21 protein-coding genes and 1 tRNA gene are annotated in these 24,743 nt (G+C 69.8%); 10 read left to right on the forward strand and 12 right to left on the reverse strand.

All coding sequences use genetic code 11. From position 1 onward, the window contains the following. Positions 1-94: 94 nt before the first annotated feature. The 3 genes from ABRQ22_RS16745 to ABRQ22_RS16755 all read right to left on the reverse strand — a co-directional run bounded on the left by ABRQ22_RS16745 (position 95) and on the right by ABRQ22_RS16755 (position 5,857). Complete coding sequence (locus tag ABRQ22_RS16745) at positions 95-463, reverse strand: hypothetical protein (protein WP_353707540.1); 369 nt, start codon at positions 461-463, stop codon at positions 95-97. Continuing rightward, entirely contained in the window at positions 460-5,271 is a 4,812-nt protein-coding gene (locus ABRQ22_RS16750) for a hypothetical protein (RefSeq protein ID WP_353707541.1), read from the reverse strand. Before ABRQ22_RS16750 ends, ABRQ22_RS16745 begins: the two co-directional genes overlap by 4 nt. A 406-nt stretch (positions 5,272-5,677) precedes the next feature. After that, positions 5,678-5,857, reverse strand: a complete 180-nt coding sequence (locus tag ABRQ22_RS16755) for a hypothetical protein (protein ID WP_353707542.1) — start codon at positions 5,855-5,857, stop codon at positions 5,678-5,680. Positions 5,858-6,131: 274 nt separating this feature from the next. On the opposite strand from ABRQ22_RS16755, the gene ABRQ22_RS16760 reads away from it, so the two are divergent. Beyond that, positions 6,132-6,458: a hypothetical protein gene (locus ABRQ22_RS16760; protein WP_353707543.1), complete on the forward strand. Its 327-nt coding sequence runs from the start codon at positions 6,132-6,134 to the stop codon at positions 6,456-6,458. Between the two features lie 585 nt (positions 6,459-7,043). Next, on the forward strand, positions 7,044-8,105 hold the full coding sequence (locus tag ABRQ22_RS16765; protein WP_353707544.1) for a hypothetical protein: 1,062 nt from the start codon (positions 7,044-7,046) through the stop codon (positions 8,103-8,105). 27 nt (positions 8,106-8,132) lie between these two features. On the opposite strand, the gene ABRQ22_RS16770 is transcribed toward ABRQ22_RS16765, so the two are convergent. After that, entirely contained in the window at positions 8,133-8,903 is a 771-nt protein-coding gene (locus ABRQ22_RS16770; RefSeq protein ID WP_353707545.1) for a hypothetical protein, read from the reverse strand. A 175-nt stretch (positions 8,904-9,078) separates the two neighbouring features. On the opposite strand from ABRQ22_RS16770, the gene ABRQ22_RS16775 reads away from it, so the two are divergent. Together ABRQ22_RS16775 and ABRQ22_RS16780 are read left to right on the forward strand one after the other, a co-directional pair. Beyond that, on the forward strand, positions 9,079-10,332 hold the full coding sequence (locus tag ABRQ22_RS16775; protein WP_353709566.1) for a site-specific integrase: 1,254 nt from the start codon (positions 9,079-9,081) through the stop codon (positions 10,330-10,332). 49 nt (positions 10,333-10,381) lie between these two features. Then, positions 10,382-10,828, forward strand: coding sequence for a hypothetical protein (locus ABRQ22_RS16780; RefSeq protein WP_353707546.1), 447 nt, complete (start codon positions 10,382-10,384; stop codon positions 10,826-10,828). A gap of 75 nt (positions 10,829-10,903) precedes the next feature. Here the strand turns inward: ABRQ22_RS16780 and ABRQ22_RS16785 are convergent. Then, positions 10,904-10,979, reverse strand: a tRNA-Lys gene (locus tag ABRQ22_RS16785). A gap of 368 nt (positions 10,980-11,347) precedes the next feature. On the opposite strand from ABRQ22_RS16785, the gene ABRQ22_RS16790 reads away from it, so the two are divergent. Beyond that, entirely contained in the window at positions 11,348-11,629 is a 282-nt protein-coding gene (locus ABRQ22_RS16790) for an iron-sulfur cluster biosynthesis family protein (RefSeq protein ID WP_253055260.1), read from the forward strand. Positions 11,630-11,773: 144 nt separating this feature from the next. Here ABRQ22_RS16790 and ABRQ22_RS16795 read toward each other — a convergent pair whose 3' ends face one another. Continuing rightward, complete coding sequence (locus ABRQ22_RS16795) at positions 11,774-12,490, reverse strand: M50 family metallopeptidase (protein ID WP_353709567.1); 717 nt, start codon at positions 12,488-12,490, stop codon at positions 11,774-11,776. A 374-nt stretch (positions 12,491-12,864) separates the two neighbouring features. Here ABRQ22_RS16795 and ABRQ22_RS16800 point away from each other — a divergent pair, with 374 nt between their 5' ends. Both ABRQ22_RS16800 and msrB read left to right on the forward strand, forming a co-directional pair. Then, positions 12,865-14,376: a DEAD/DEAH box helicase gene (locus ABRQ22_RS16800; RefSeq protein WP_353707547.1), complete on the forward strand. Its 1,512-nt coding sequence runs from the start codon at positions 12,865-12,867 to the stop codon at positions 14,374-14,376. 137 nt (positions 14,377-14,513) lie between these two features. Continuing rightward, positions 14,514-14,942, forward strand: coding sequence for a peptide-methionine (R)-S-oxide reductase MsrB (msrB, locus tag ABRQ22_RS16805; RefSeq protein WP_253055262.1), 429 nt, complete (start codon positions 14,514-14,516; stop codon positions 14,940-14,942). Here msrB and ABRQ22_RS16810 read toward each other — a convergent pair. The 5 genes from ABRQ22_RS16810 to ABRQ22_RS16830 all read right to left on the reverse strand — a co-directional run bounded on the left by ABRQ22_RS16810 (position 14,911) and on the right by ABRQ22_RS16830 (position 20,008). After that, positions 14,911-15,375, reverse strand: coding sequence for a DUF2809 domain-containing protein (locus tag ABRQ22_RS16810; RefSeq protein ID WP_353707548.1), 465 nt, complete (start codon positions 15,373-15,375; stop codon positions 14,911-14,913). The genes msrB and ABRQ22_RS16810 overlap by 32 nt on opposite strands. A gap of 19 nt (positions 15,376-15,394) precedes the next feature. Then, complete coding sequence (locus ABRQ22_RS16815) at positions 15,395-15,898, reverse strand: MarR family winged helix-turn-helix transcriptional regulator (protein ID WP_353707549.1); 504 nt, start codon at positions 15,896-15,898, stop codon at positions 15,395-15,397. Between the two features lie 151 nt (positions 15,899-16,049). Beyond that, entirely contained in the window at positions 16,050-17,759 is a 1,710-nt protein-coding gene (locus ABRQ22_RS16820) for an MDR family MFS transporter (RefSeq protein WP_353707550.1), read from the reverse strand. A gap of 151 nt (positions 17,760-17,910) precedes the next feature. Beyond that, a complete protein-coding gene (locus tag ABRQ22_RS16825) occupies positions 17,911-18,414 on the reverse strand; it encodes a MarR family winged helix-turn-helix transcriptional regulator (protein ID WP_353707551.1) in 504 nt (167 codons plus the stop codon). A gap of 172 nt (positions 18,415-18,586) precedes the next feature. Then, positions 18,587-20,008, reverse strand: a complete 1,422-nt coding sequence (locus ABRQ22_RS16830) for a sugar porter family MFS transporter (RefSeq protein WP_353707552.1) — start codon at positions 20,006-20,008, stop codon at positions 18,587-18,589. A 298-nt stretch (positions 20,009-20,306) separates the two neighbouring features. On the opposite strand from ABRQ22_RS16830, the gene ABRQ22_RS16835 reads away from it, so the two are divergent. The 3 genes from ABRQ22_RS16835 to ABRQ22_RS16845 all read left to right on the forward strand — a co-directional run bounded on the left by ABRQ22_RS16835 (position 20,307) and on the right by ABRQ22_RS16845 (position 23,597). Continuing rightward, entirely contained in the window at positions 20,307-20,906 is a 600-nt protein-coding gene (locus ABRQ22_RS16835; protein ID WP_253055328.1) for a hypothetical protein, read from the forward strand. A gap of 1,063 nt (positions 20,907-21,969) precedes the next feature. Continuing rightward, a complete protein-coding gene (locus ABRQ22_RS16840; RefSeq protein WP_047231395.1) occupies positions 21,970-22,590 on the forward strand; it encodes a DUF47 family protein in 621 nt (206 codons plus the stop codon). Positions 22,591-22,595: 5 nt separating this feature from the next. Continuing rightward, positions 22,596-23,597 (forward strand): inorganic phosphate transporter, encoded by a 1,002-nt coding sequence (locus tag ABRQ22_RS16845; RefSeq protein WP_253055268.1) that lies wholly within the window; start codon positions 22,596-22,598, stop codon positions 23,595-23,597. Positions 23,598-23,704: 107 nt separating this feature from the next. On the opposite strand, the gene ABRQ22_RS16850 is transcribed toward ABRQ22_RS16845, so the two are convergent. Next, positions 23,705-24,742 (reverse strand): NUDIX domain-containing protein, encoded by a 1,038-nt coding sequence (locus tag ABRQ22_RS16850; RefSeq protein ID WP_253055269.1) that lies wholly within the window; start codon positions 24,740-24,742, stop codon positions 23,705-23,707. Between the last annotated feature and the right edge of the window lies 1 nt (position 24,743).

The raw sequence follows: 24,743 nt of genomic DNA on the forward strand, positions 1-24,743 counted from the left end.
ATAGAGTGAATCTCTTTGGGGAGATTCACTATGGAGAGATTAGTGGGCAGATTCTGGGGGTGATCTTCTACCCCGATTTTGGGGGTGATCCCCGCTAGGGGGTGGTGAGGACGTACACGAGCTTGCGCCGATCGAGTGCCTGGAGCTCCGACACCTCGGGGTAGTCGCGGGGGTTCACGGCCACGAGGAACCCCCAGTCGCGGAGTTTGCGGATGGAGGCCTCGGCGGACTTGCCCCGCCCGCCGGCGGAGAGCCCCATCCGGTCGTCGATGGTCTTGTTCCCCGCCCAGATCGGACGCCCCGGGTTGGACGAGTCGGCGTATGTGACGAGCACGGCGGCGGTCCCGAGCAGCGTGGGCGACTTGTTTGGCACGCGGTGGTCGCGGAGCTTCGTGAGCCAGACGAGCGGCTGGACCGCCCGCCGGTCGGCCTCGGTGCGGGACGTCTTCTTCGGGGCGGTCAACCGATCACCACCTCTGCCGACAGGTCGTCTGCGGCGATCGTGCGGTTCACCATCTGCTCGAACCCCACGTCCTCAGCGGCGAGTGCCTGGACCCACTCGGCCCAGACCTCAGCGAGTCCGGAGTCCTCGGCCTTCTGAGAGTCCAGCGACGAGATACCGAGTTGTGCCATGGCATCGCGCATCATCTTGCGCGTTTCCAGGTAGAGGTCGAGTTGCTTCATGTCGGATCGGCCGGCCAGGGACTTGTTGTCCCGGATCGCGGTGCCCATGGTCGACAGGAACCGGACCGCGTTGTCGCCCGTGAAACCGGACTCGTACGCGTCAGCCCATGCGGGGTTCTCCCGCTTCAGGTCTGACAGGAACTGCGCCTTGACTTCTCGGACACTCTCCGCCCCCTTGGAGCGGATCGTCAGTCCGGCGTCCTCCAGTTGGAGGTTCATCTCCGTGGAGAACTTGTTCCACTCGGCCCAGCCCTTCGAGACCTGAACCTCGTTGTACGCGTCCCCCGGGTCCTTGATCGTGCGCCACGTCTTCGACGTGCCCACACCGATCTTCTGACGCTTCTGCTGCTGGTACGCCCCCTGGGAGAACTCACCCCCCAGGTTCGCCGCACCAGCGAACGCCCACCCGTACTCGGGTGTCTGCGCGACCAGGTCCCGGTACTTCTTCACCTCGTCCATCGCGGCATCCGACGCACGCACCCCCGTCTCGTTCAGAGACAGCGAGATGGTCATGTCGAAATAGTCCGGGTAGTCCTCACGGAAACGATCCTCCGCGTCAGACCCGTACTCCTCGATGTACCGGTTCCACTCCTGCCGGTACCACTCCAACCGGCCCTGAGGGCTGGTGGAGAACGGTGCCTGCGAGCCGAACGCCTTCATGATGTAGAAGTTCCGGGTTCGGCGGGCGACGAGGGACATGGTGTCGGCCTTCGCCTTGGGCTCGCTCTCGCCCGTGGTCTGGGCCTGCATCTCCTCGGCCAGGAGCTGCGCGTAGGTCTGCGCGAACCGGTCTTCGCTCATGGACTGGTCGATGGCGGTGCGCGCGTTGCGCACCCACTGGGGTAGCGCCTGCTCGGCTGGGCTGTCGGCCGTGGGGCCGTAGGGGAGGAGCCACTTCCCGATGGGGTGATCGGCCCACTCGCTGGGCAACGCCTGCACCAGCGCCTCGTTTGCCGGGATCGACAGCAGCGGACCGGGTCCCGGGAGCCAGAACGGTTCACCCTGGAAGATGACGTTCATCGACCCCTTGGACACGCGCACGTTGTCGTCGACACCGGCCCAGTCAGCGAGAGCCCTCGGGATCGGGATGTGGATGTACCCCTTCGTCGGGTCGGCCTCGTGGCCGATCACCTCACCCAGGGACCCATCCTCGTTGACGCGCACCACGTCGCCGTTCGGCAGGATGCGGTTACCGTCCTCGTCCGTCACCTCGAACATCTTGTTCGGAGCCTGGTACGCCTTCAGCATCAGAGGCGCAGCCTCCCAATGCTCACCGAAGATGCGAGCCCACTTCGACATCGTGTCTTCCCACGCCGAATAGAACGGCATCAGGAACCGCATGTGGTAACCCAGGTTCGACTGCCTCGACGTGTCGAACATGACCTTCGCCACGTCACGACGAGCCAAGATGTCCGCACGGTTGCGGAGCTGGTGCACCTCGGCGCGGGTGAGGGTGGCGGACTCTCGGCCGGTCTGGGAGATGAGGTGTTCGAGGCGTCGGGAGAAGGCGTCACGATAGAAGGGGTGGCGGCCCATGACGGTCTCGGGGATCTCGGCGGCGTACTTGAAGTAGGTGCTGCGTGCCTTGTTGTAGCCGTTGACGAGGGGGTTGCCCTGGTCGATGGCTTCCTTCAGGTTGTGGGGCACGACGGGTCGCGGCGTCCCTTCGGGAAAGGCGACGTCGATGTCGTCAGCGCGGAGGTTGCCGGCAATGGCGCGGTTGCGAATCTCCTCGGTGGGGAGGAGCGCGTCCACGTGCTCACGCTGGGCGTTGAGCAGGTCGAGTTCGCTGAGCCACTTGGTCTCGCCCTGCTGGTTCGTGGCGAACGCGGCCCAGTACTCGCGTCCTTCTGGGGTCTCGCGCATCCATGCGAGGAGCGTCTGGTCGTCGGCTCCGCCGGCCAGCGACTTCAGGACGTGGTCGTTGCGCACGTGCCGGTTCACCGCATCCAGGTAGGCGTCAGCCCACGCGGGGTTCTTGGCGTCGACGAGCGCGTAGCGACCGGAGCTTCGGAGGCTACGGAGCGCGAGGGTCCGGCGCGTGTCCATCAGCCCGAGGATCGACGCACGAGCGTCGGTGAGGTCGTGCACCCGGGTGTAGGCCTCCTGGCCGCCCATGTACGGGTCGGTGATGGACGGGGCGGTGAACTCCCCGGTCTTGACGTCGAGGCCCGCCGTCGAACCCTGGAAGGCCTTCAGGTCCGTCTTCCCGCGGCGAACCGAGCCCTCGATGTCGGGGCGCTCCACCTTGAAGTCGTCCAGCGTCTTGTCCACGATCGCCTGCTGGCGTGCCCGCTCCGCGGTCGCGGCCTTCAGGCGCTTGCCCGACAGCGCCGGGATCGTCTCGTCCAGTTCCTCCAGGCGGGCGTGCGCCAGCATCTTCTGCTGGAACAGCTCGACGGCAGCCTTATCGACGCGCTCCAGATTGCGGAGGCTGTTCCCGAGCCCGCGCATGGCGGTCAGGCCGTGACGCATCACGCCGATGTGCGCGAGCGCACGAGCCTGCGTGTCGACCTGGACGCGGACGGGGTAGCCGAGGGGACGCAGTAGCGCGACGAACTTCCAGAGGTCATTGAAGGAGGCAAGGCCCGCCTCCGCCCACTGGTATGCGCCGGTCGCGGTCTTGCGGATCATGCCGGGCGTGAGCCTGGTCCCGAGTGCGTTGTCGACCGCCTTCCAGTCCACGACGGATACGACGTCCTGGAACTGGGACGTCGCGACGGACCGCGCGAGTTCGTCGGTTAGGGCGTAGATGCCATCGTCGGAGGCGATGGTGGTTGCGCGCTCCGCGTCCAGCGCCTGCTTGGCGCTGAGACCAAGTCGCGCCATCTCCTCGTTGCGTCGTCCGACGATGTCGCGCACGGCCCAACGGATTTCGGGTGCGCTCACACCGTTCCGGCCGCCATGACGCACGACCATGTAGTCCTCCGCGAACTTGTTGAAGTCGCGCACCACCTCGTGCCGCTGCGTACGGGCCAGGCCCGGGTCGACCGCGGACCGAGCCGAGACAAACCGGTCACGGAACTCCGCCAGCGCACCCAGCGCGGCGTCGTTCTTGTCCTTGCGGAGCATGCGCTCCACACGACCCGTCGCCGCCTCGAACCCCTCGTAGGCATCATCTGACGAGAGCTTCAGCGTCTGCGGGATGTGACGCCCCGCGACCAGGTGCACCGGGTGCAGGGCCGGCGAACCCGCCAACGTCTTCACAACAGACGCCGCGTTGCGGTCCGCGCGGAACGACGCCACCATGCCGGGCGTCTCGCGCACCGTCGCAGCCTGCCCGCGCTTCACCGTCGCAGAGACCGCGTCCACACCCAGGCCACCAGTGCCCGAGTCGATCACACGCTGAATCGCACCCAGCTCGTCACGAATCTGCTGCTGCTGGAGGTCCACCTGGCGCTGCACGAGGGTGTCCTTGTCCAGCAGGGCGAGGGAGTCCTTGTGCGAGATGGCGGGGTTGCCCAGAATCTCGGCCGCCGCTGTGTCGGCGTTGGGGCCCACCATGCGCTCCAACTCCAGGGACAGCATGTCGGACCGGTCGCGCAGCGTCGACAGGGCCTTCCGGTCTCCGGCGCCCGCGTAGATCACCTGATCCATCAGGTTCTTCGCGTCCGCCTCGTCCGCGCCGACCTCGCGGGCGCGGCGCATCATGAACGCCACCGCCCCCGCATCCGTGGTCTGCGAAATCAGCGGGTCCTTCGCCACGGCGGCGAGGCCGCCGGGCTGGTTCAGGACGTCGTAGTACCGGTCCGTGGTCCGCTCCACAGCGGACTGGAAGCGGTTCGCCTTGAACGACCCGGCCTCGACCGTCTCCGTTGCGGCACGGTTCAGGCGGGAAGCGTTCGCGGCAGCCGCCACGTCCACGGCGTCGATCGATCGGGCAGCCGTGGCGATCTTGGAACCGCCCGCGGTCGCCAGGACCAGCGGGTCGGCGTAGATGTTGAACGCGGCGTCCGCGATCCCCGTAACCCACTTCTGGCCCCCGCCACCGAAATACTCGGCACGCGCACCGACCAACGCAGGGTCGTCCAGCAGCGGCAGGGCCGTGCGGCCAGTGCGGGGGTCGAACGAACCAGCGTTCTCACCCTCAGGCTGGAACGCAGCACGACCCTGCTCCCACACGGCCTGCGCCACCGACGACTCGTTCTGCAACTCCTGCGACCAGTAGTTCTCGCGGAACTCCGGGTCCGTGAACGCGAACCCCGGCAGCACCGCACCCAACGACTGCAACGCGTTGACCGGGCCGCCCTGCGTCATCTGGTCGTTCTGGTAGCGGAAGGCCGCGCCGTAGTAGTCGCCCGTCCAGCGCACCGGGGCACCCATGGCCTCCAGAAGCCAGTTCCCCGCACCATCCGAGCGGAGCTCAGGGTTCGCCGCGACCTTCGCCTGCTCCCGCTGGAACGACGCCTGGGCGCCAGCGCCCTCGAACGACTGCCGCAGCGTCGGCTGCCGGACACCGAAGAACGACGAACCCTGCGCCAGCCCTCCGGCTGTCCGCGCCTGGTCCTGGTCTCGGGTGACCTTGGCGATTCCGATGGACGCACCGAGGGGTGCGCCGGCCTCGAAGGCGGCGCCGATTCGGGTCATGAGGTCGTGCTTTTTGGCAGGCAAGAGTGGTCCTCCGTGTTGTCGGGGAGTGTGCGGGCACGCCAAAGGCCCGCGAATTGCTGTCTGTACGGCTCTCTGGTGCGCGTCTCAGCGCATCCGGGTATCTGCGGTGCCCCGAACGCTGGCGCGCACTTTCAAACTCATCAGCGCTGTGCGTTTGAGAGCGAGCGCCAGCCGTTGGCGCGCTCGCGAGGGAATCTGTCGACCTTGGGTCGGCAGGTGGGGCAGGGCTCGTGCTGGAGTGAGGTGTAGCCGAGCTGGTGGCCGTAGGCGGCCTGGCTGGCGCAACGGTTGCAGAGGCCGTTGGCGAGGTAGAGGTTCTTGATCCGCTCCCAGTTCCGAGCCTGGGAGGGGGTCTCGTGCTGCTTCTGGCGGGCCGTCTCCGTCATACGGTCCCGCTCGTGTTCACGGCGTGCTTGTCCTCGTACGCCTCGACGTCGGACACGCGGTAGCGGACGTTGAAGCCGATCTTGCGGTAGACGGGTCCGCGCCTCTGCGAGCGGAGTGTGGCGAGCCAGCCCGGGTTGACTTGCCACCGGGCCGCTAGTTCCTTTTCGGTCAGCAAGTTGGAGGAGATGGGAGCGGCGTTACTGCTTGTGGATGACTTCGCCATACCACACATCTAAGCCGGTCCCTATGACACGACCCCCTTTCCTGGGGGTCTTTGGGAGCTGCGACGCGAGGCCTCAAATACAGCGTTGCGGAGCGACCTGCGACGACTCTCGAGAATCAAGCGTTTGTGAAGATTTTGGATGACCATGGGGGCCGGGCCGAAAGGGTGTGTTTTCACCCGCTTTGGACCTGGTGTGCGTTACCAGGTGCGGCGTACCGTCACCTACATGAAGGTCCTCATATCAGCAGCGGTCGGAGGGGTTGCGGCCGTGGCGCTCTGGACTTCGGGCCACCCCGTATGGGCTGTGATCGCCTTCCTCGTCATCGGGGGTGGGGCGTGGACCTTGGTGCCATGGCACTTGCTGAACCCTCGCCGGCGTCGTGACGCCGCCGAGTTCCGTGCCGCTGCCATGGATGCTGGCATCTGGTCGACGCTGACGGCGACAGATGCGCAGGAGCTGTTTTCGGGCTGGTTGCAGGTGCGTCGCCAGCACCACGGCATGCCCGCACGCACCTACTTGGCAGTGCTGTTCCCACCCACGCCACCCCAGTAGTCTCCTCGCTCATGGGGGATGCAGCGCTGCCGCAGCTAGTACCTGGCGTGCGAGTTGGGACGACCGCCGACGTCGGTGCGCTGATGCGCCTGTCAGGCCACGCACTGTGGAAGCTCGTGCGCTCGCCCGGGCTCCCTAAACGTCACGTTCGTAATGATCGGGTTGGCGATCGGGCAGGGTCACGGGAAGCGACTGCGAGAGGCACTGGTGGGTCCGCTGCTGGCCCAGGCGGACGCGACCGGGACGCGGGTCACGTTCGATGCAGTGGCCGCGACGGCGAACCAGTACGACGTGGTTCTTCTCGGGTTCGTTGCCGGCGGCAGGTCGTGGCAGGGACGCCGCTACACACGCGAGCCGGTGGCGCAGCGTGTTTGAGTCGTACTGGATGCACTACAACCGGTGGGACCGGCACGGGTCCGCTGAGAAGCGCGACGGCTCCGAGCATCAGCGCGCCAAGACGCATTGCCCGCACGGCCACGAGTACACGGAAGAGAACACGATCGGTTTTCCGTCGGACGCGCGACGTCGGTGCCGCGCGTGTCGAAACACGAAGCGATCAACGCCGGGAGCCAATGAGGTATAGAGATGGAAGATGAATCAAACCGCGCCGGCGATGCCCGCGACCGAACGGATGGCGCTGGAGAAGGCGAGAAGCGGCGGAAGTTGCGAGTTCGGCGGGGAGATGGCGAGTGGAAGGAGATTGAACCGGCGCCTCCAATCGATATCGACGACCCCGAGATTGCTGCCATTGGCCTCTTGAAGCAAGAGGATGTTGCGGCGATCATCGAGAACAAAGATGACCCGCGACACGCGGCGGCGCTAGAATATGAAAGGCTGCGTGGCCTTCGCAACAAGAGATGGGCCGCTCGAATCGGTGAGGCCTTAGGTGCTTCCCCTTCCGCCGCCGCGAAGTCGGTGTTGGATAGCTTGGGGGAGGCTGCCCGCGGCAGCGTTGACCTCGCGGCCTTAGCCTATCCGACCCCGCCAATGGCGCCTATTACGGGCGCTGGCGAGGGCTCCCGATTGCTTGACCTCGAGCCCGTGCACAATCCGACCTATGACGTGCTTGTGGAGCAGCAAAAGGCAAACGGCTTGGCCTCGGACGCGAACGAGATTCTTAGCGGAATGGCCGACCTTGCGCGGGACGAAGCCAATGCCGCCAGAAAAGATGCAAGCGATGCCGCTCGCAAGACAAGGCACGCATTGGTCGCGGCTTGGGTGGCGGTTGGAGTCACCGTGGTAGTGGGTGCGGTCCAAGTGGCCGTGGCACTAAATCCCCCGCAGATGTCCGCCACTGACCCCAGTCTCGCGAATGAGGCGACCCCTTCGCCAGAAAGTGTCCAACCGGAGACTCCGTTGCCCGAGCCGTCTGCGCCATACTCGGACCCTGCGACCTGGACCGACGCCGAGAAGCGTGCAGTTCAAGAGTTGCGGTCCGGATTGCCCGGTGTCGATCCTCACTTTTCGGATGAGCAGGCCGCCGAGTTCCTCCGCTTCGGGCACCTTGCTTGCGACTCGCTCACCGCAGGCGAGGGATGGCGCGACATCGCGACCCAATTCCCTTCTCTGCCGCAGCAAGAGGTTCTACCTGTCATCGGCGAGATGTGGGCAGAACTATGCCCCGAGGTGCCTTTCGATCCGCGCTGAGTCAGTGGTGGAGCAATTGGTTACCGCCTAGTTGACGGGTGGGAGTCCGAGCGTTGCGCTAGTCAGCCTCTCGGGTTCGGGGTCGAATGGCTCGTACTTCAACTCGCTGGAACGAACCATGTCAACGAACACATCTTTGATTCCACGAGCGCGAAGGTATAGGCGTGCGCCGATGGACGTTGGTTCGGCCCAACTCATGGGTTCCGGTCGGTCGGGTGTGACGCGGCCGGTACCCCACTGCCCGATTAGGCCTGCGCGCCAGAGGGCGTCCAGAGCTTCCACGACCGCCTGGCCCGTTACGCCCGAGGCCTTTTCTAGCTCGCTGGTCTCTGTTATAACGCAAAGCTCTTTGGCTTCATTAAACGCGATGGAAATAGGATTCTGGTCGCCTGTCGCTGTTCCTTCGAGGCTTGCGTATATCAGGAAGTGCAGTCGAGTCTGGGCGGCCGTCATGCGGGAAGCGATCCCGGCGTAATACGTCCCACTGTCGTCCGCACCGCCTGGCGAACGCGACGTGAGCAAAAGGCCTGCAAGGTATTCCTGCTGTACGTCGTCATTGATCCACGAGCCCGCGTCAAGAACTTCGTGTGCGACCCGCGGATGGACCGCCTCCCCATCGGGCATCGGCTCGGACCTTCGCGATACTCGTTGCAGGATTCGCGCGAAGTTCTCCGCGCGCCACGCGGAGTAGACGGCCGCGAGGTCCTTGGCGAACTGGTCGATGGTGGGACCGAGCACTTTTCGTCCAGTAGCGAGTGCTGCTCCGGTGAGCGCGACGGTCGAGACGGGGTCAACCACGGGGCGTCACTCTCCTGCGTCTCTGGTTGCACGACGAACGTGCTGGTCACGGGGCTAGTGTCGTCTATCCGACCGGGCGCGTCCAGGGCGAAGCTCTTCAGTGCCCGGTGCCCCGCCGCCTATGCCCTTGAACTGGACCTTTTTTCATCCCCCGCATACTGCTACGGTGGATCGTATGGCGCGTCCGCGGATGAAGCTCGGGGAGTGGGGCAACGTCGCTACTACGCCCCAGCTCCTGGCCGATGACGGCAAGTACCGTGCAGCCCCCGCGGGGACGCGGAAGGCGGATCGTTGGCGTGCACGCGCCAAGGTGCGCGACACAGACGGCATCGTCCGCGACGTCGAGCGCTACGGCGGGACGAAGGTTGAGGCCCGCCGCCTGCTCGAAGAGGCCCTACGCGAGCGAGTCACCCCGGTGACTAAGGGCACGATCACCCCGGCTACGACGTTCTCGGACCTGGCGGCAGCGTGGGAGGAGGAGCTTCAGGGCGACGAGTCACGCTCGCCCAATACGAAGGCCGTGTACTCCTCGATCCTGCACCGGTACGTCACCGGCAGCCCCGCCGACCCGAAGTCGCGGGGCCCCCTCGCCGGCTGGACCGTGCGCGAGCTGAACGTGGCCGCGATCAACCGGGCGCTCCAGGACATCAACAAGGAGGGTGGGCCGGCGGTCGCCAAGACCGCCCGCACCGTCCTGTCCGGCATCCTAGGCCTCGCCGTTCGCAACGGCGCCATCCCCGCCAACCCCGTGCGCGAGGTCGACCGCATCAAGCAAAAGGGCGCCCCGAAGCGGAAGGGCGCGACCCGCGACACCACACGGGCGTTCACGGTGGAGGAGCGTGCTGCGGTCCTGACGTTCATGGACACCGACGAGCACGCCCTCGCGCACGACCTGGGTGACCTGATGGCGTTCCTGGCGGGCACAGGTGCGCGTCTGGGCGAAGCGTGTGCTCTCAGGTGGTCGCGGGTCTCCCTCGACGCTCGGAAGGCCACGGCGCGCATCGACGCCACCCTTGTCCGCGTCCCGGGGGAAGGGGTCTCGATCCAGGAGGGCACGAAGACGAAGCGTCATGTGTCCGACTCCAGCCGCCGCGTGGTGCAGTTGCCCGAGTGGCTGGCGGACCGGCTGCGCGTCCGTCGCGACACGATGAAGCACACCGAACCGGACGACGTGGTGTTCCCGTCCCCGGGCGGGAAGCTCCGCGACCCGTCGAACACGACGAAGACGATCCGGCGCATGCTGGACCGGGCGGGGTTCGAGTGGGCGACGTCGCACACGTTCCGTCGAACGGCGGCGACGCTCATGGATCAGCGCGGCCTGACAGCGCGGGAGATTGCGGGCCAGCTCGGGCATGCATCGCCGTCGATCACGACCGACGTGTACATGGACCGCCGTCCCGCGACGACACGTGCGGCCGAGGTTCTGTAGCCGCAAGCCCAATCCTTGCCGAGAGCGGTCGTCCGGATACAGTCACGCCATGGCGATAGAGGTCGATGTCAGCACGTCCTTGACCGACGTCGTAGCTGCGATCGGGACCGTCGGCGCTCTGTTGATCGCAGCGCTCGCGTACGGGGCCGAGGTTCGCCGACGACGCCGCGAGAGCAAATGGGGCCAGGCCGAGCGCGTATCGGCATGGATTGGGGACGCGACCGTGAGCACTAGCTCAACTGATGCTGGGTTGTTCCTGCGAAACGACTCCGGAGCCATGGTCTATGGGGTGAGAGTTCATCTCCACGACGGGGCGCTGGGCACCATCGACGGGGCCATCGCCCCTGAGACCACGCAGGAGTATTACCTTGAGTACGACCGGCCGGTCCTCAGGGTCATACCCGTGGACATCGAGTTCCAGGACGCAGCCGGTCGATCCTGGAAGCGTCACCGAGACGGCCGGTTGGTGCTCGTGAAGAGCGTTCAGGGCGAGTAACCGGGGGATTTTCGGGGGACGAGAGCCTCGCTGCGTACTGATGGGCGGCAGCAACTGTTGTGAATCCGCCATCTTTGGTGGGCCCCGTGGGGCTCGAACCCACAACCTACGGATTAAAAGTCCGCAGCTCTGCCAATTGAGCTAGAGGCCCTGGACGCCCGGCGGCGTCCAGGCACAGGCTACCCGCGCGCCCGGGTCGGCAGTTCGCCACGACGTCGGCGGTCCCTGCCGATATCGGCAACCGGGAGCGCCGATCTCGGCAGGAGCTGCCGACCGCGGGTGTAGCGGGCGCGCGGGCGCGGACCCTACGCGCGTCGTCGGGCGCTGTCACGCGCGGTCTTGGTCCGTGAGAAATTCGGTGAGAATCGGGCGATTCGCTTGCGAGTCGAGCCCGTTCTTGTTTCGGTGGAGTGGACCGAGGGGCCCGCGGGAGGGTGCACCGACGGCAGGTCACGCCGGCCAGGCGTGAGCCGCACGGACGTGTCCCGCAGGCCCCGCCCGGCGACGAGAGGAGCTCTCGTGCTCACCCTGACCGACAACGCCCGTACCGCTGTCCACGACCTGCAGACCCAGGCCGGTGTCCCGGAGGGAGGCGGTCTGCGGATCGCCGAGTCCGCGGACCAGGCGGGCAGCTTCGAGCTCGCGCTCGTGCCCGGCCCGCAGCCTGACGACACGGTGGTCGAGGACGGTGAGGCGAAGGTGTTCGTGGAGTCCGCCACGGCCCCGACCCTCGCGAACCTCACGCTCGACACGGACCCGAACGCGCAGGGCCCGGCGTTCGTCCTGACTCCTCAGGGCTGACCCCACCAGTTCTCCCGGCGCCCGCGCCGGACGATCTCGACGACGCCTCCTCCTCCAGGCGCGTCTCTGGTCGCACGACGGGCCGTCCGCTCCGGCGGGCGGCCCGTCGTCGTGCCGGACGGCGGCAGCCTCTTCGCGCCGTCCTCAGGCCGCTGGCCCCACGATCCACGAGCCGCCGAGCACGGCGGCGCCCAGCGTGACGACGAGGAACACCCCGACCCAGAACAGCCCGGGCAGGTGCGTGAGGCGCGCGAGGATGTCGGCGTCGGAGGTCGCCGCCCGTCCGCGCGACCGCTCGCTCTGCAGCTCCAGCACGGGCCGGACCGCCCCGAGCAGCAGGAACCACGTGACCGCGTAGGCGACGGCGCTCTGCACGTCGGGCGACGCCCACCACGACACGCCCACGAGCGCCGCGCCCGTGACGAGCACGGACCACAGCCCGAACCAGTTGCGGATCTGCAGCAGCATGAGGGCGAGCAGCACGACGAGCAGCCACAGCAGCCCGACGGCGTAGCCCTGGCGCAGGAGCGCGGCGGCGCCGAGCCCGATGAGGCCCGGTCCGACGTACCCCAGGAACGCGGTGAGGATCATGCCGAACCCGCGCGGTCGGCCCGACGACACGGTGAGGCCGGAGGTGTCGGAGTGCAGCCGGATGCCCGAGAGGCGCCGTCCGGTGAGCAGCGCGGCGAGCGCGTGCGAGGCCTCGTGCGCGATCGTCACGACGTGCCGCGCGACGCGCCAGACCGGCGTGACCAGCACGACCGCCAGGGCGAGCACGCCCATCGCCACGACGACGGCGGTCGCCGGGGGCGCGACGGGTGTCGTCGCGGCCTCCCACACCTGCCCGACGACGTCCCCCACGGAGGAGGCGACGTCGCCTCCGGAGGTGGTCCCGCCGTCGGACAGCACGGCTCGGGCTACGGCGAGGGAGGGCGTCGGCGCGTGCACGCGCGCCATTCCACCACAGACGGCTCGGAGCCCGCCGAGAACGACTCCGCGCGCGGTCGAGCACCACATGGCGGTCGCGAAGACGCCGTTGACGTCCTCCATGTCGTGTTCGGCGGCGGACCCGGCGCGTGCACCGGCGACGAGACGCACCTCACCAGTGCTCCGGCGTCCGGCATGAGACACTGGAGGTTCGAGGGCAGCGCGATCCCGCGCGCCCCGCGTCGTGGAGATCCCCCCGGATTGCGTGCGGCGGACCCCGACCTTGAGCCCCGAGAGGCCCATCACCTGTGACTTCCTTTGCCGACTTCGGCCTGCCCACCCCCGTCGTGCGCGAGCTCTCGCGCCAGGGCATCGACTCCCCGTTCCCCATCCAGACCGCCACGCTGCCCGACTCGCTGAAGGGCCGTGACGTCCTCGGCCGCGGCCGCACGGGCTCCGGCAAGACCCTCGCGTTCTCGCTGCCGACCGTCTCGCGCCTGTCGTGGGCCAAGTCGTCGCGCCAGCCGCGTCGCCCCCGCGCGCTCGTGCTGTGCCCGACGCGCGAGCTCGCCAACCAGATCAACGCCACGATGGAGCCGGTCGCGAAGGCGCTCGGCCTCGTGACGACGACGATCTTCGGCGGCGTCGCGCAGTCGCGCCAGGTCGCCGCGCTCGACAAGGGCGTGGACATCGTCATCGCGTGCCCCGGCCGCCTCGAGGACCTCCTCAACCAGCGCCTGCTCACGCTCGACGGCGTCGAGATCACGGTGCTCGACGAGGCCGACCACATGGCCGACCTCGGGTTCCTGCCCGGCGTGAAGCGCATCATGGACAAGACGCCGAAGCAGGGTCAGCGCATGCTGTTCTCCGCGACGCTCGACAACGGCGTGGACCAGCTCGTCAAGCGCTACCTCAGCAACCCGGTGCGCCACTCGGTGGACGACGCCGCGGCGGCGCCCCCGCAGATGACGCACCACATCCTCGCGGTGCGCGACGCGGACGCGAAGAAGCAGATCGTGCACGAGCTCGCGTCCGGCACGGGCCGCCGCGTGCTGTTCATGCGCACCAAGCACCAGGCGAAGAAGCTCGCGAAGCAGCTCACCGCGAACGGCGTCCCGGCCGTCGACCTGCACGGCAACCTCGGCCAGGGCGCGCGCGAGCGCAACCTCGAGGCGTTCTCGTCGGGCGCGGTCAAGGTGCTCGTCGCGACGGACATCGCGGCGCGCGGCATCCACGTCGACGACGTCGAGCTCGTCGTGCACGTCGACCCGCCGGCCGAGCACAAGGCGTACCTGCACCGCTCGGGCCGCACCGCGCGCGCCGGGTCGGAGGGCGTCGTCGTCACCGTCATGCTCCCGGAGCAGCGCGGCGACGTGCGCGACCTCACGCGCAAGGCGAAGATCACCGCCCAGCCGAAGCCGGTCGCGCCCGGCGACGCGACGATCAAGGGCCTCGTCGGCGAGGTCGCGGAGTACGTGCGCCCGGCGGACATCACGCCGCCGCAGACGCAGGCGAAGCGCGGCACCACGTCCACCAACGGCGGGTCGCGCGCGTCGCGCCGCAACCGCGGCAGCCAGGGCGGCGGCCGTCCCGCGGCCCAGGGCGCCGGTCAGGGCACGACGACGCAGCGCGGCCAGGGCGGCCAGCGCGCGTCGGGTGCGGGTCGCCCCGAGGGCGGCGGCCGGGACGGACGCGGCGCCTCGGGCACCGGGAACGGCTCGACGGGCCAGTCCGCAGGTCGCCGCCGCGGCGGCCGCGGCCGCGCGCAGCGCCCGGCCGGCGGCTCGAGCACCGTCTACTCGACGTCCAGCCCGCGCTGACTCGTCGCCCACCCGGTTGTGGGCATGAGATGGGCCCGGTCTTCTCGTCGAGACCGGGCCCATCTCATGCCCACAGCGGTGGGGGAAGGCGGGAACACGGGGGCGGGGCGCGCGGTTGGGATGGTCGGAGGTGGATCATGACCAGCCAGACCCACGAGAACCAGCCCTACGAGGTCGTCAAGACCGACGACGAGTGGCGCGCCGAGCTGTCACCGCAGGAGTTCGCCGTGCTGCGGCAGGCGGGGACGGAGCGCGCCTGGACGGGCGAGCTGCTCGACGAGAAGCGCGTCGGCGTCTACGCGTGTCGGGCGTGCGGCAACGAGCTGTTCCGGTCGGACACCAAGTTCGACTCGCACTGCGGGTGGCCGAGCTTCTTCAGCCCGCTCGCGGGAGACCGCGTCGAGCTCCTCACCGACCGCAGCCTCGGCATGGTGCGCACGGAGGTGCGCTGCGCGCGCTGCGGGTCGCACCTGGGCCACGTGTTCGACGACGCGCCCCAGACCCCGACGGGTGACCGGTTCTGCATGAACTCGGTCAGCCTGACCTTCCAGGCCGCGTCGGAGTAGCCGACCGGGCGCCGGCCCCCGTGTCGACCGCGCACGCGAGGCCGACGCCCACCAGATAGCAGACCAGGTCCCGCACCGCGAACGTGCTGCCCAGCAGCCACGCCGCGGGCGGGACCGCGTCGTTCACGGCCGCGGCCAGGCCCGTCGCCTGCAGCGCCTCGACCGCCCAGCACCAGCCGAGCGCGACGGCGCCCGCGACGACGGGGCGGACGCGCGCGAGGACCAGGACCACCAGGACGTACGTCGCGACGGCGTACAGGACGTCACCGCCGACGTCCCCCCACGGGTCGGGCACGCGCGTCGCGACGACGAGCCCCGCGAGCACGACCAGCCCGAGGACGAGGGCGACGAGGATCCGACGCCGTCGCCGAGGCCCTGAGATCGCGGGCGCGACGAGGCCGCGGGCCGGACGGTCGCCGTCGGGCACGGTCACGCCGCGGGGGTGCGAGCCGTCACCGGTTCGCGGACCAGCGCACGACGTCCTCGGAGTAGCGGTGCAGGAGCGACGCGAGCGTCGCGACGTCGCGCCGGTCCCACCCCTCCAGCGCCTCGGTGATCGAGGTGACCCGACCGCTGTGCGCGGCGTGGAGCCGCGTCTCGCCGTCGGGCGTGAGGGTGATGAGCTGTCCGCGCGAGTCGTCGGGGTCGACCTCGCGCGCGACGAGGCCCAGGGCGTGGAGCCGGCTGAGCTGGCGCGAGATCGTCGCCCGCCCGACGCCGAAGTGCGCGGCGAGCTCCGAGCCGCGGACGCCCGGGTGGTCGGCGATGTGCGCGAGCAGCGGGTAGGCGCTGGCCTCCAGGTCCGGGTGGATCCGGCGTGCCATGGCGGTCGCGGCCGCCCCGCCGCGGCGCAGGAGGACCCGCAGCTCACGTTCGAGGTCGACGTACGCGACGTCCGGCTCTGCGCCGCGCGTGGCGTCGGGAACGGTGCGGGTGGGAGCGGTCTCGGCGGGCACACGCCCATCATGACGCCCGGGACGGCAAACGGTCACGCCCGTCCGAAAACCTCACCCGCTGGACGGCCGACCAACACGCCGAGTGCAGGAAATATGCGGCCCCGAACCGATTCGAGACCGCATATTCCCTGCACCCAGCGTGCGGGGTGGGTCAGCGGGACGAGCGGGCCGTCCGCTCGTCGTCGACCACGCCCGCCGGCTCGAACGCCTCGAGGAGGGTGGACTCCGTCTCCTCGGTGAGGGTCACGCGGTCCGGGGTCGCGTCGACCGGGGACTCGCTGCCGGCGAGCGCCGCCTCCTTCTCGAGGCGCTCCTGCAGGCCGGTCTTGGTCCCGAGCGGCACCTCCTTGAGGAACGCCACGGCGATCAGCGCGATCAGCGCGAGCGGCACCGCGACGAGGAAGATCTCGGCGATCCCGTCGCCGTAGGACTTCTCGACGAGGTCCTTGATCGGCGCCGGCAGGGTCGAGACGTCGGGCACGGCGTTGCCGCCGCCCATCGAGTCGGCCGGGATGCCGAGCTTGGTCAGGCCGTCCTGGATCGACGTCGTGACCTTGGTCGCGAGCACCGCGCCGAGCACGGACACGCCGATCGCGCCGCCGAGGCTGCGGAAGAACGCGACCGTCGAGGTGCCGGCGCCCATCTCGTCGACGTCGAGCGTGTTCTGCACGGCCAGCACGAGGTTCTGCATGAGCATGCCCATGCTGACGCCGAGGAAGAACAGGTAGACGCTGATGAGCGTGAAGCTCGTGTGGTAGTCGATCGTCGACAGGGCGAACAGCGACGCCACGAGGACCGCGCCACCCGTGACCATGAAGGCCTTGTAGCGGCCGTACCGCGTGATGAGCTGGCCGAACAGGGTCGACGCGACGAACGTGCCGATGATCATCGGGACCGTCAGGAGACCCGACTCGGTCGGCGTCTTGCCGCGCGCCACCTGCATGTACTGGCTGAGGAACACGGCGGTGCCGAACATCGCGACGCCGACCGCGACCGAGGCGACGACCGCGAGGACGAACGTGCGGTTCTTGAAGAGGTGCAGCGGGATGAGGGGCTCGGGGGTCACGCGCTCGACGAGCACGGCACCGACGAGCGCGAGGACCGCGCCGCCGACCATGGCGAAGGTCTGCCACGAGAGCCACTCGAAGTTCTGCCCGGCGAACGTCACCCACAGCAGGAGCGAGGACACGCCGGCGCTGATGAGGATCGCGCCCCAGTAGTCGATCCGGACGACGCGGCGCGCGACCTTCGGCAGGTGCAGCGTGCGCTGGAGCACGATGATCGCGGCGATCGCGAACGGCAGGCCGACGAAGAAGTTGAGGCGCCAGCTCACGGCGTCGGTGAGGACGCCGCCCAGGAGCGGTCCGCCGATCTGGCTCACGGCCATGATGCCGCCCATGAGGCCCATGAACTTGCCGCGCTCGCGCGGCGAGATGATGTCCGTGATGAGCACGGTGGCGAGGGCCATGAGGCCGCCCGCGCCGATGCCCTGGAAGGCGCGGAGCGCGATGAGCGTCCCGACGTTCTGCGACAGGCCCGCGAGCGCGGAGGACACGACCGCGACGACGAGCGCGACCTGGATGAGGACCTTGCGGTTGGTGAGGTCGGCGAGCTTGCCCCAGATCGGGGTGGAGATCGTCATGGCGAGCAGGGTCGACGTGACGACCCAGGTGTAGGACGACTGCGAGCCGTCGAGGTCGCTGACGATCTTGGGGAGCGAGCTGGAGACGATCGAGCTCGCGAGGATCGCGACGAACATGCCGAGGAGGATCCCGGAGAGGGACTCCATGACCTCGCGACGGGTCATGGACGACTCGACGCCGCCGGGCGGGGCGGTGCGTTCTGGGGTGGTGCTGGTCATGAGGCGCTGAGGTTCCTTGCTCACGGGGCCGTGTCGGAGGGCCGGCGTGTCGTGGGGCGGTGTCAGGTGGTCTGGTGGCCGGTCCGCGCGGCGGCGCGGTCGGCGGTCGGGGGACGTGCCCGACGGCGGTGGTGCCGCCGGGCGTCGTCGGTCACCCGGTCGTGCGGGGTGCGCCGTGGCCGGCGACGACCGCGGAGGCCACACGCTCGATCTGGCGCGTGGCCTCGACGATCTCCTCGTCGCGCCACTCGGCGAACGTCGTGGCGGCGAGGGAGTCGATGTGCTCGTACGCCCGCAGGACGAGCCCGCGCCCCGCGTCGGTGAGCTCGACGGTCCGGGCGCGCCGGTCGTCGTCGTCCACCGTGCGGCGGACGAGGCCCTCGTCGACCAGGTGGCTCACCTGGCGGCTGGCCACGGAGAGGTCGACGCGGAGCTTCGCGGCGATGTCCCCGAGCTGGACGGGACCGCACCGCTGGAGCATGCGGAGCAGGCCGAACGACGAACGCGGGATGTCGAGGTCGCGCGCGATGCGGACGGCCGACTCGCGCTGGGCGCGGGCCAGCTCGTCGAGCGCGCGGATGAGGCCCGCCGCGGGGGACGGGTCGGGTGCGAGCTCGGGGTCCGCGGTGGTCGCGGCGGGGGTGATGACGGGCACGGGCACTCCTTGGTTGCTGCAGGCAAGCATACTCCTCGCAGTTGCTTTCAGCAACCATTGTGCGGAGCAAGGAATTCCCGACCGGGCTCACAGGACCCGGACACGGCCGAACCCGGGGTCGCTCCTCAGGTGGCGGACGCCGTGGGGAGCGACCCCGGGTTCGGCAGGAGGGCTAGTGCGCCGTGCGGCCTACGCGTTCGTCGCCCATGTCCTCGAGCTCGACACCCTTCGTCTCCGGGACCTTGCTGAAGACGAAGACGAACGACAGCGCCGCGAAGACCGCGTACATGAGATAGGGGATCGAGGCACCGAACGCCGACAGCATCGGCGGGAACGTGAGGGTGATCGCGAAGTTCGCGAGCCACTGCGCCATGGCCGCGACGCCGAGCGCGGCCGCACGGATGCGGTTCGGGAACATCTCGCCGAGCAGCACCCAGACGAGCGGCCCCCACGACGCCCCGAAGAACACGACGAACGCGTTCGCCGCGACCAGGGCGATGGGGCCCCACGGGTCGGGCAGGGTGATGTTGTCACCGGTCCCGCTCGACTGCGTGAAGGCGAGCGCCATGATGCCGAGCGACAGCGTCATGCCCGCCGAGCCGATGAGCAGGATCGGACGACGACCCACCTTGTCCACGAGCGCGATCGCGATGAACGTCACCGCGACGTTCGTCACCGACGTGATCGTCGAGACGAGGAACGACTGGCTCTCGTCGAACCCGACCGCCTGCCACAGCGTCGTCGAGTAGTAGAAGATCACGTTGATCCCGACGAACTGCTGGAACACCGACAGCAGGATGCCGACCCACACGATCGGCTTGAGCCCGAACGTCGAGCCCTTGAGCGTCCCCTCCTGGGCGTTCTTCTCGTCGACCGCGATCGAACGGTGGATCTGTGCGATGCGGTCGTCGACGTCCTCGTCCGGGCCCAGGACGGACTCCAGCACGGCGCGCGCCTCGTCGTCGCGACCCTTCGCCACCAGGTAGCGCGGCGACTCCGGGATGCGCATCGCGAGGATGCCGTACACGGCGGCCGGGATCACGCAGACGAGGAACATCCACCGCCACGCCTCCCACCCGAACCACAGCTCGTTGGAGGCGCCGCCCGCCGTCTCGGCGAGGAGCTGGTCGGACAGCAGCGCCGCGAAGATGCCGACCGTGATCGCGAGCTGCTGCAGCGACCCCATGCGACCGCGCAGCCGCGCCGGCGCGATCTCCGCGATGTAGGCCGGGGCGATGACGGACGCGATGCCGATGCCGACACCCGCCATGAAGCGCCAGATCGCGAGGTCGAACGCCGACCACGCGATCGCGGACAGGATCGAGGACGCGAAGAACAGGATCGCGCCGAACACCATCACGCGCGTGCGGCCCCAGCGGTCGGCCAGCCGGCCGCCCGACCACGCGCCGAGCGCGCAGCCGAGGAGCGCGATCGCGACGACGAGCCCCGTGACGGCCGAGTCGAGGTCGAACTGGCCCTCGATCGCGGCGACGGCCCCGTTGATGACCGAGCTGTCGAAGCCGAAGAGGAACCCGCCGACGGCGGCGGCGACGGCCAGACCGATCGCCTTCCGGTGCGCGCTGCGTGCGCTCACGGTCGCGTGACCTGCTGCGTCGCTGCTCGACATCTCGTCCTCCGCTCCGTCCCGGAGCCGGTCGAGGCCCCTCTCGTCACTGTAGGGCGGGGTGCTTTCGGCGGCGCGGCGAACGGGGGTGCCGCCTCGCCGGGGCCTCGGGTCGCTGGTCGTCCGCCACGGCGGGGGTACCGGGACGGTGCGACCGGGCCCCCACCGGGTGGACACTGGGCGCGTGCCCGACGACGTCCCCGCCACCCCCGCAGACCGGCCCGACCCGGGTCGGGCAGACCGCACGCAACGACCCCGCCGCCCGGCGATGCTCGACCCCCGCGACGCCGACGAGCTCCCCGGCGAGCTCGACCCCGCGCTCCGCGACCAGGTCGCGCACACGACCGCGCACGCGATCGTCCACCGCGCGCGCGACACCGAGGACCCGGAGGTCGTCGAGCGCCTGGTCCACCTCGTGGAGACCGAGGGGCTCGACGTCGTCGCCGGCCTGTGGTCCGACGCCGCCCCGAACTCCCTGCCGGGCGCGCTCTGGCGGCTCTACGTGCTGCGCGAGTGGGTGCGCCGCGACCCGCAGACGGTGACGCTGCGGTACCGCCTCGGGGTCGACGCCGCCCCCGTCCACGAGGCCATCGCCGGCGTCCCCCGACCACCCGGCCCCCAGGACGTGCGCGACCTCGTCGACGCCGTGCTCTCCGGCGTGTTCACCGGCGACCTCGCCGTCGCGCTCGAGCGGGCGGGGTCGTTCTGCCGCATCCTCGCGACCGGCGCCGCGTTCGACGCCGACGCGCGCGAGGTCGCCGACCCCGACGGCGCGCTCCGCACGACCCGCGGCGCCGGGTCGCTCCTCCGCACCGCCCAAGAGCTCGAGCACGCCGCCGAGCTCTGGCGCGCCGACCGCCTCGACTGAACTCCCGAGGGAAACCGCCGGTCGCGCGAGGTAGAGCCGTGGTTGGCCGAGGTGGAGCCGTGGTTCTTGTGTTCGACGGCGTGTGGTTGCCCTGGGTGGGGGGGGGGGGGGGGGGGGGGGGGGGGGGGGGGGGGGGGGGCGGGCGGGGGCGCGGCGGGCGCCCCCCCCCCCCCCCCCCCACGACGCGGCACCACCACCCACCCCGCCCGGCGTCGTCTCGCCATGGTCAGTCCTCACCCGGGCGACGGCCCGCGGTGGTCGTTCACGTCTTGCCGTGCGGGCCGGTCGTCGTTGCGTTCGCTGTTCCGCTGTCCGACGGAGTCTCGATGTTGCCCCCGGCGTGTCGAGAAGGCGGTCGGGTCGCGGGCCGTCGTCGTGGGTCGTGACCACGGGTTCTACCTCGGCCGACCGCGGCGCTACTTCGCGTGACCACGGTTCTACCTCGGCCGACCGCGGCGCTACTTCGCGTGACCATGGCTCTACCTCGGCCGACCAGGGCTCTACCTCGCGCGACCAGGGGACTATCTCCGGGGGGCGGGGGTCTGCTTCGGCTGGCTGGGCGGAGGGTGCGGGGTGCGGGGGTGGTGCGCACGTCGGGGGGTGGGGTTCTCGCGGAGCGCGAACACGGGGTCGGCGAGGTACCTCGGGGGGCGGTCGGCACGTACGATGGTTCACGACGCCGGGCCGCGGTAGCCCCGGGCTCCACACTCAGCCGCTACGAGCGGCCACGCGCCGAGAGGCGCTCCCGGTCCGGCGTCGCCAACTTCTCCCGCCTTCCCCGCCCGCTGCGCCCGCGTCGTCGCGCACGGGACGGGTGGTCGCCCCGGCGAGGACGCCGGGCGCGGGCTGCGGGTGTCCTGAGGATCCGGGACCTTCGCCCCGACGATTCCAGCATCGCGCCGTGCGTCGGATACATTTGACGAGAGTTCGACGTGCGTTCATCCAGAGATCATCCGACCCGAGATCGTGACCACCCCGGCTGACCGGCCCCGTCCGGCGGCCGAGCGGCCCCCGTGGCCGACGCCAGCTCAGCCCCTACCCCGCGTCCCTTCCGGAGCCTCCCGTGCGCCTGCGCCTGACACCGCGCGACACCTCGTTCTTCGACCTTCTCGCCGCCTCGGCGCAGCACCTGGTCACAGGGTCCACGCTCCTGGCGGAGCTGCTGGGCGCGGACCGCCCGACGCGCAAGCAGCTCGCGAAGCAGCTCAGCGAGACGGAGCACCTCGCGGACGACGCGACGCACTCGATCATGCGGCGGCTCAACCAGACGTTCGTCACCCCGTTCGACCGGGACGACATCTACGCCCTCGCGTCGGCGCTCGACGACTGCATGGACTTCATGGAGGAGGCGGCCGACCTCATCGTCCTCTACAAGGTGGACGAGCTCCCGGCCCGCGTGTCCGAGCAGGTCCAGGTGCTCCAGCGCGCGTCGGAGCTCACGGCCGAGGCGATGCCGCGCCTGCGCTCCATGGACGACCTCCCCGAGTACTGGGTCGAGGTCAACCGTCTGGAGAACCAGGCGGACAAGGTCCACCGCAAGCTGCTCGCCGAGCTGTTCGACGACGTGTCCGACCCGGTCCTCCTCATGAAGCTCAAGGAGATCGTCGAGGTCCTCGAGCAGGCGGCCGACGCCTTCGAGAAGGTCGCGAACACGGTCGAGACCATCGCGCTCAAGGAGTCCTGAGCCCCGTGGAGGCAGTGCTCGTCGTCGTCGTCGTGGCGTTCGCCCTGGCGTTCGACTACACCAACGGGTTCCACGACGCCGCGAACGCCATCGCGACCTCGGTCTCGACCAGGGCCCTCACGCCGCGCGCCGCGCTCCTCATGGCGGCGGTGTTCAACCTCATCGGCGCCCTGCTGGGCACGGCCGTCGCGCAGACCATCGCCGAGGACATCGTGGCGGTCAACGACGTCCCACCCCATCAGGGACTCGTGATTGTGCTGTGCGGCCTCGTCGGCGCGATCACGTGGAACCTCATCACGTGGTGGCTGGGGCTGCCGTCGTCCTCGACGCACGCGATCATCGGCGGTCTCGCGGGCGTCGGGATCGCGTCGGGCATCACGGTCCACTGGGACGCGATCCTCGACAAGGTCGTGCTGCCCATGGTCTTCTCGCCGCTCATCGGCTTCGGGCTCGCGTTCGCGATCATGGTGCTGCTGCTGTGGGTGTTCCGGAACGCGGCGCCCGCCCGGGCGTTTCGTCGCTTCCGCATCGCGCAGACGGCGTCGGCGGCGGCGATGGCCCTGGGCCACGGCCTCCAGGACGCGCAGAAGACGATGGGCGTGATCGTGCTCGCGCTCGTCGCGGGCGGGTTCCAGGACGACAACACGATCCCGCTGTGGGTCAAGCTGTCCGCGGCGACCGCGATCTCCCTCGGCACGTACGCCGGCGGGTGGCGCATCATGCGCACGCTGGGCCGCAAGATCATCGAGCTCGACCCGGCGCGCGGCTTCGTCGCCGAGTCGGTCTCCGCCGTCGTGCTGTACGCCAACGCGTTCATCTTCCACGCGCCGGTGTCGACGACCCACACGATCACCTCCGCGATCATGGGCGTCGGTGCGACCAAGCGGCTGTCCGCGGTCCGCTGGGGCGTCGCGAAGAACATCGGGGTCGCGTGGGTCCTGACCATCCCGGCGGCCGCGCTCGTGGCGGCCGTCGTCTACTGGATCCTCAGCCCGATCCTGCTCTGACACCGCGCGCCGCACGCCGGGCGCGCACACCGCACACGACGACGAGGACGGCGCCCCGCCGATCCGGGCACCACCCGGATCGGCGGGGCGCCGTCCTCGTCCTGGTCTCAGTGCAGCGGCGGGGCGACCTTCTCCGCCGCGACGACGCGCGGGCCCTTGGGGGTGCGGGCCACGTGGGCGACGATCATCTCGCCCGGCTCGAGGAACGGGTCGTGCGTCGGCAGGGCGTTCGCGACGGGTCGGCGCGAGTGCTGGCCGAGCACGTCGAGCACCGTGGGCAGCACGGGCCGGTGCGTGCACAGCACCGACGACCGCTCGGCCTCGAGGAGCTCGCGGACGGTCCGCGCGACGCGCGCGGGGGAGCGCTCGTGCTGCGCCTCCGTGAGGTGGTCGATGCTCACGGTCTCCAGCCCCGACGCGCCGGCGTAGGGCGCGATCGTCTGGGCGCACCGGTCCCAGCGGCTCGTCACGACGGTCTCGACGCCGTACGCCGCGAGCACCGGCACCAGGGCGACGGCCTGGGCGTGCCCCGCCGGCGTGAGCGGCCGGTCCTGCTCGTCGCCGTGCCACGCCGAGCGTGCGACGGCCTTGCCGTGCCGCGCGATGACGACGACGTGCGTCGCCAGCCGGCCCTCCTCGCGCTCGCGCACGAGCGCCTCGAGCGGGGCGCGGTCGGCCTGGCGCGTGAGGCGCTGCGCGGCGTCGTCGGCCGAGAGCCAGGCCGCACGGTCGATCTCCTGCGGCGACACCGGCGGGACGGGCGCGCGCGCGGCGAGCGCACCGGCGTCCGCCTTCCGCGACGCCCGGCGCGCCGCCCAGTAGTGCACGCGCTTCACGCGGCCCTCGGGAGTGAGGTACTGCAGGCCCGGCAGGGGGACGCCCAGCACGACCGGCTTGCCGGTCTCCTCGGCGACCTCGCGCGCCGCGGCGGCCTGGAACGTCTCGCCGGGGTCGAGCTTGCCCTTGGGCCACGACCAGTCGTCGTACCGGGGCCGGTGGACGAGGCGGACCTGCAGGTCGTCGTCGCGCACGCGCCACACGAGGGCCCCGGCGGACTCGATGACCGGGGCGTGCGAGACGTGCGTCGGGCCGAGGGCGTCCACGAGGGGCAGACCGCTGCGCAGGGCGGGGGAGGGCACACCCATC

This window comes from Cellulosimicrobium sp. ES-005 (assembly GCF_040448685.1).
In the GTDB taxonomy this organism is placed as follows: Bacteria; Actinomycetota; Actinomycetes; order Actinomycetales; family Cellulomonadaceae; genus Cellulosimicrobium; species Cellulosimicrobium cellulans_G.

Coding starts and splice junctions, on each gene's coding strand:
- ABRQ22_RS16835 (WP_253055328.1), top strand. CDS start 20,307: ATGCTCGACCCCCGCGACGCCGACGAGCTCCCCGGCGAGCTCGACCCC.
- ABRQ22_RS16760 (WP_353707543.1), top strand. CDS start 6,132: ATGAAGGTCCTCATATCAGCAGCGGTCGGAGGGGTTGCGGCCGTGGCG.
- ABRQ22_RS16750 (WP_353707541.1), bottom strand. CDS start 5,271: ATGACCCGAATCGGCGCCGCCTTCGAGGCCGGCGCACCCCTCGGTGCG.
- ABRQ22_RS16775 (WP_353709566.1), top strand. CDS start 9,079: ATGGCGCGTCCGCGGATGAAGCTCGGGGAGTGGGGCAACGTCGCTACT.
- ABRQ22_RS16765 (WP_353707544.1), top strand. CDS start 7,044: ATGGAAGATGAATCAAACCGCGCCGGCGATGCCCGCGACCGAACGGAT.
- ABRQ22_RS16820 (WP_353707550.1), bottom strand. CDS start 17,759: ATGACCAGCACCACCCCAGAACGCACCGCCCCGCCCGGCGGCGTCGAG.
- ABRQ22_RS16850 (WP_253055269.1), bottom strand. CDS start 24,742: ATGGGTGTGCCCTCCCCCGCCCTGCGCAGCGGTCTGCCCCTCGTGGAC.
- ABRQ22_RS16780 (WP_353707546.1), top strand. CDS start 10,382: ATGGCGATAGAGGTCGATGTCAGCACGTCCTTGACCGACGTCGTAGCT.
- msrB (WP_253055262.1), top strand. CDS start 14,514: ATGACCAGCCAGACCCACGAGAACCAGCCCTACGAGGTCGTCAAGACC.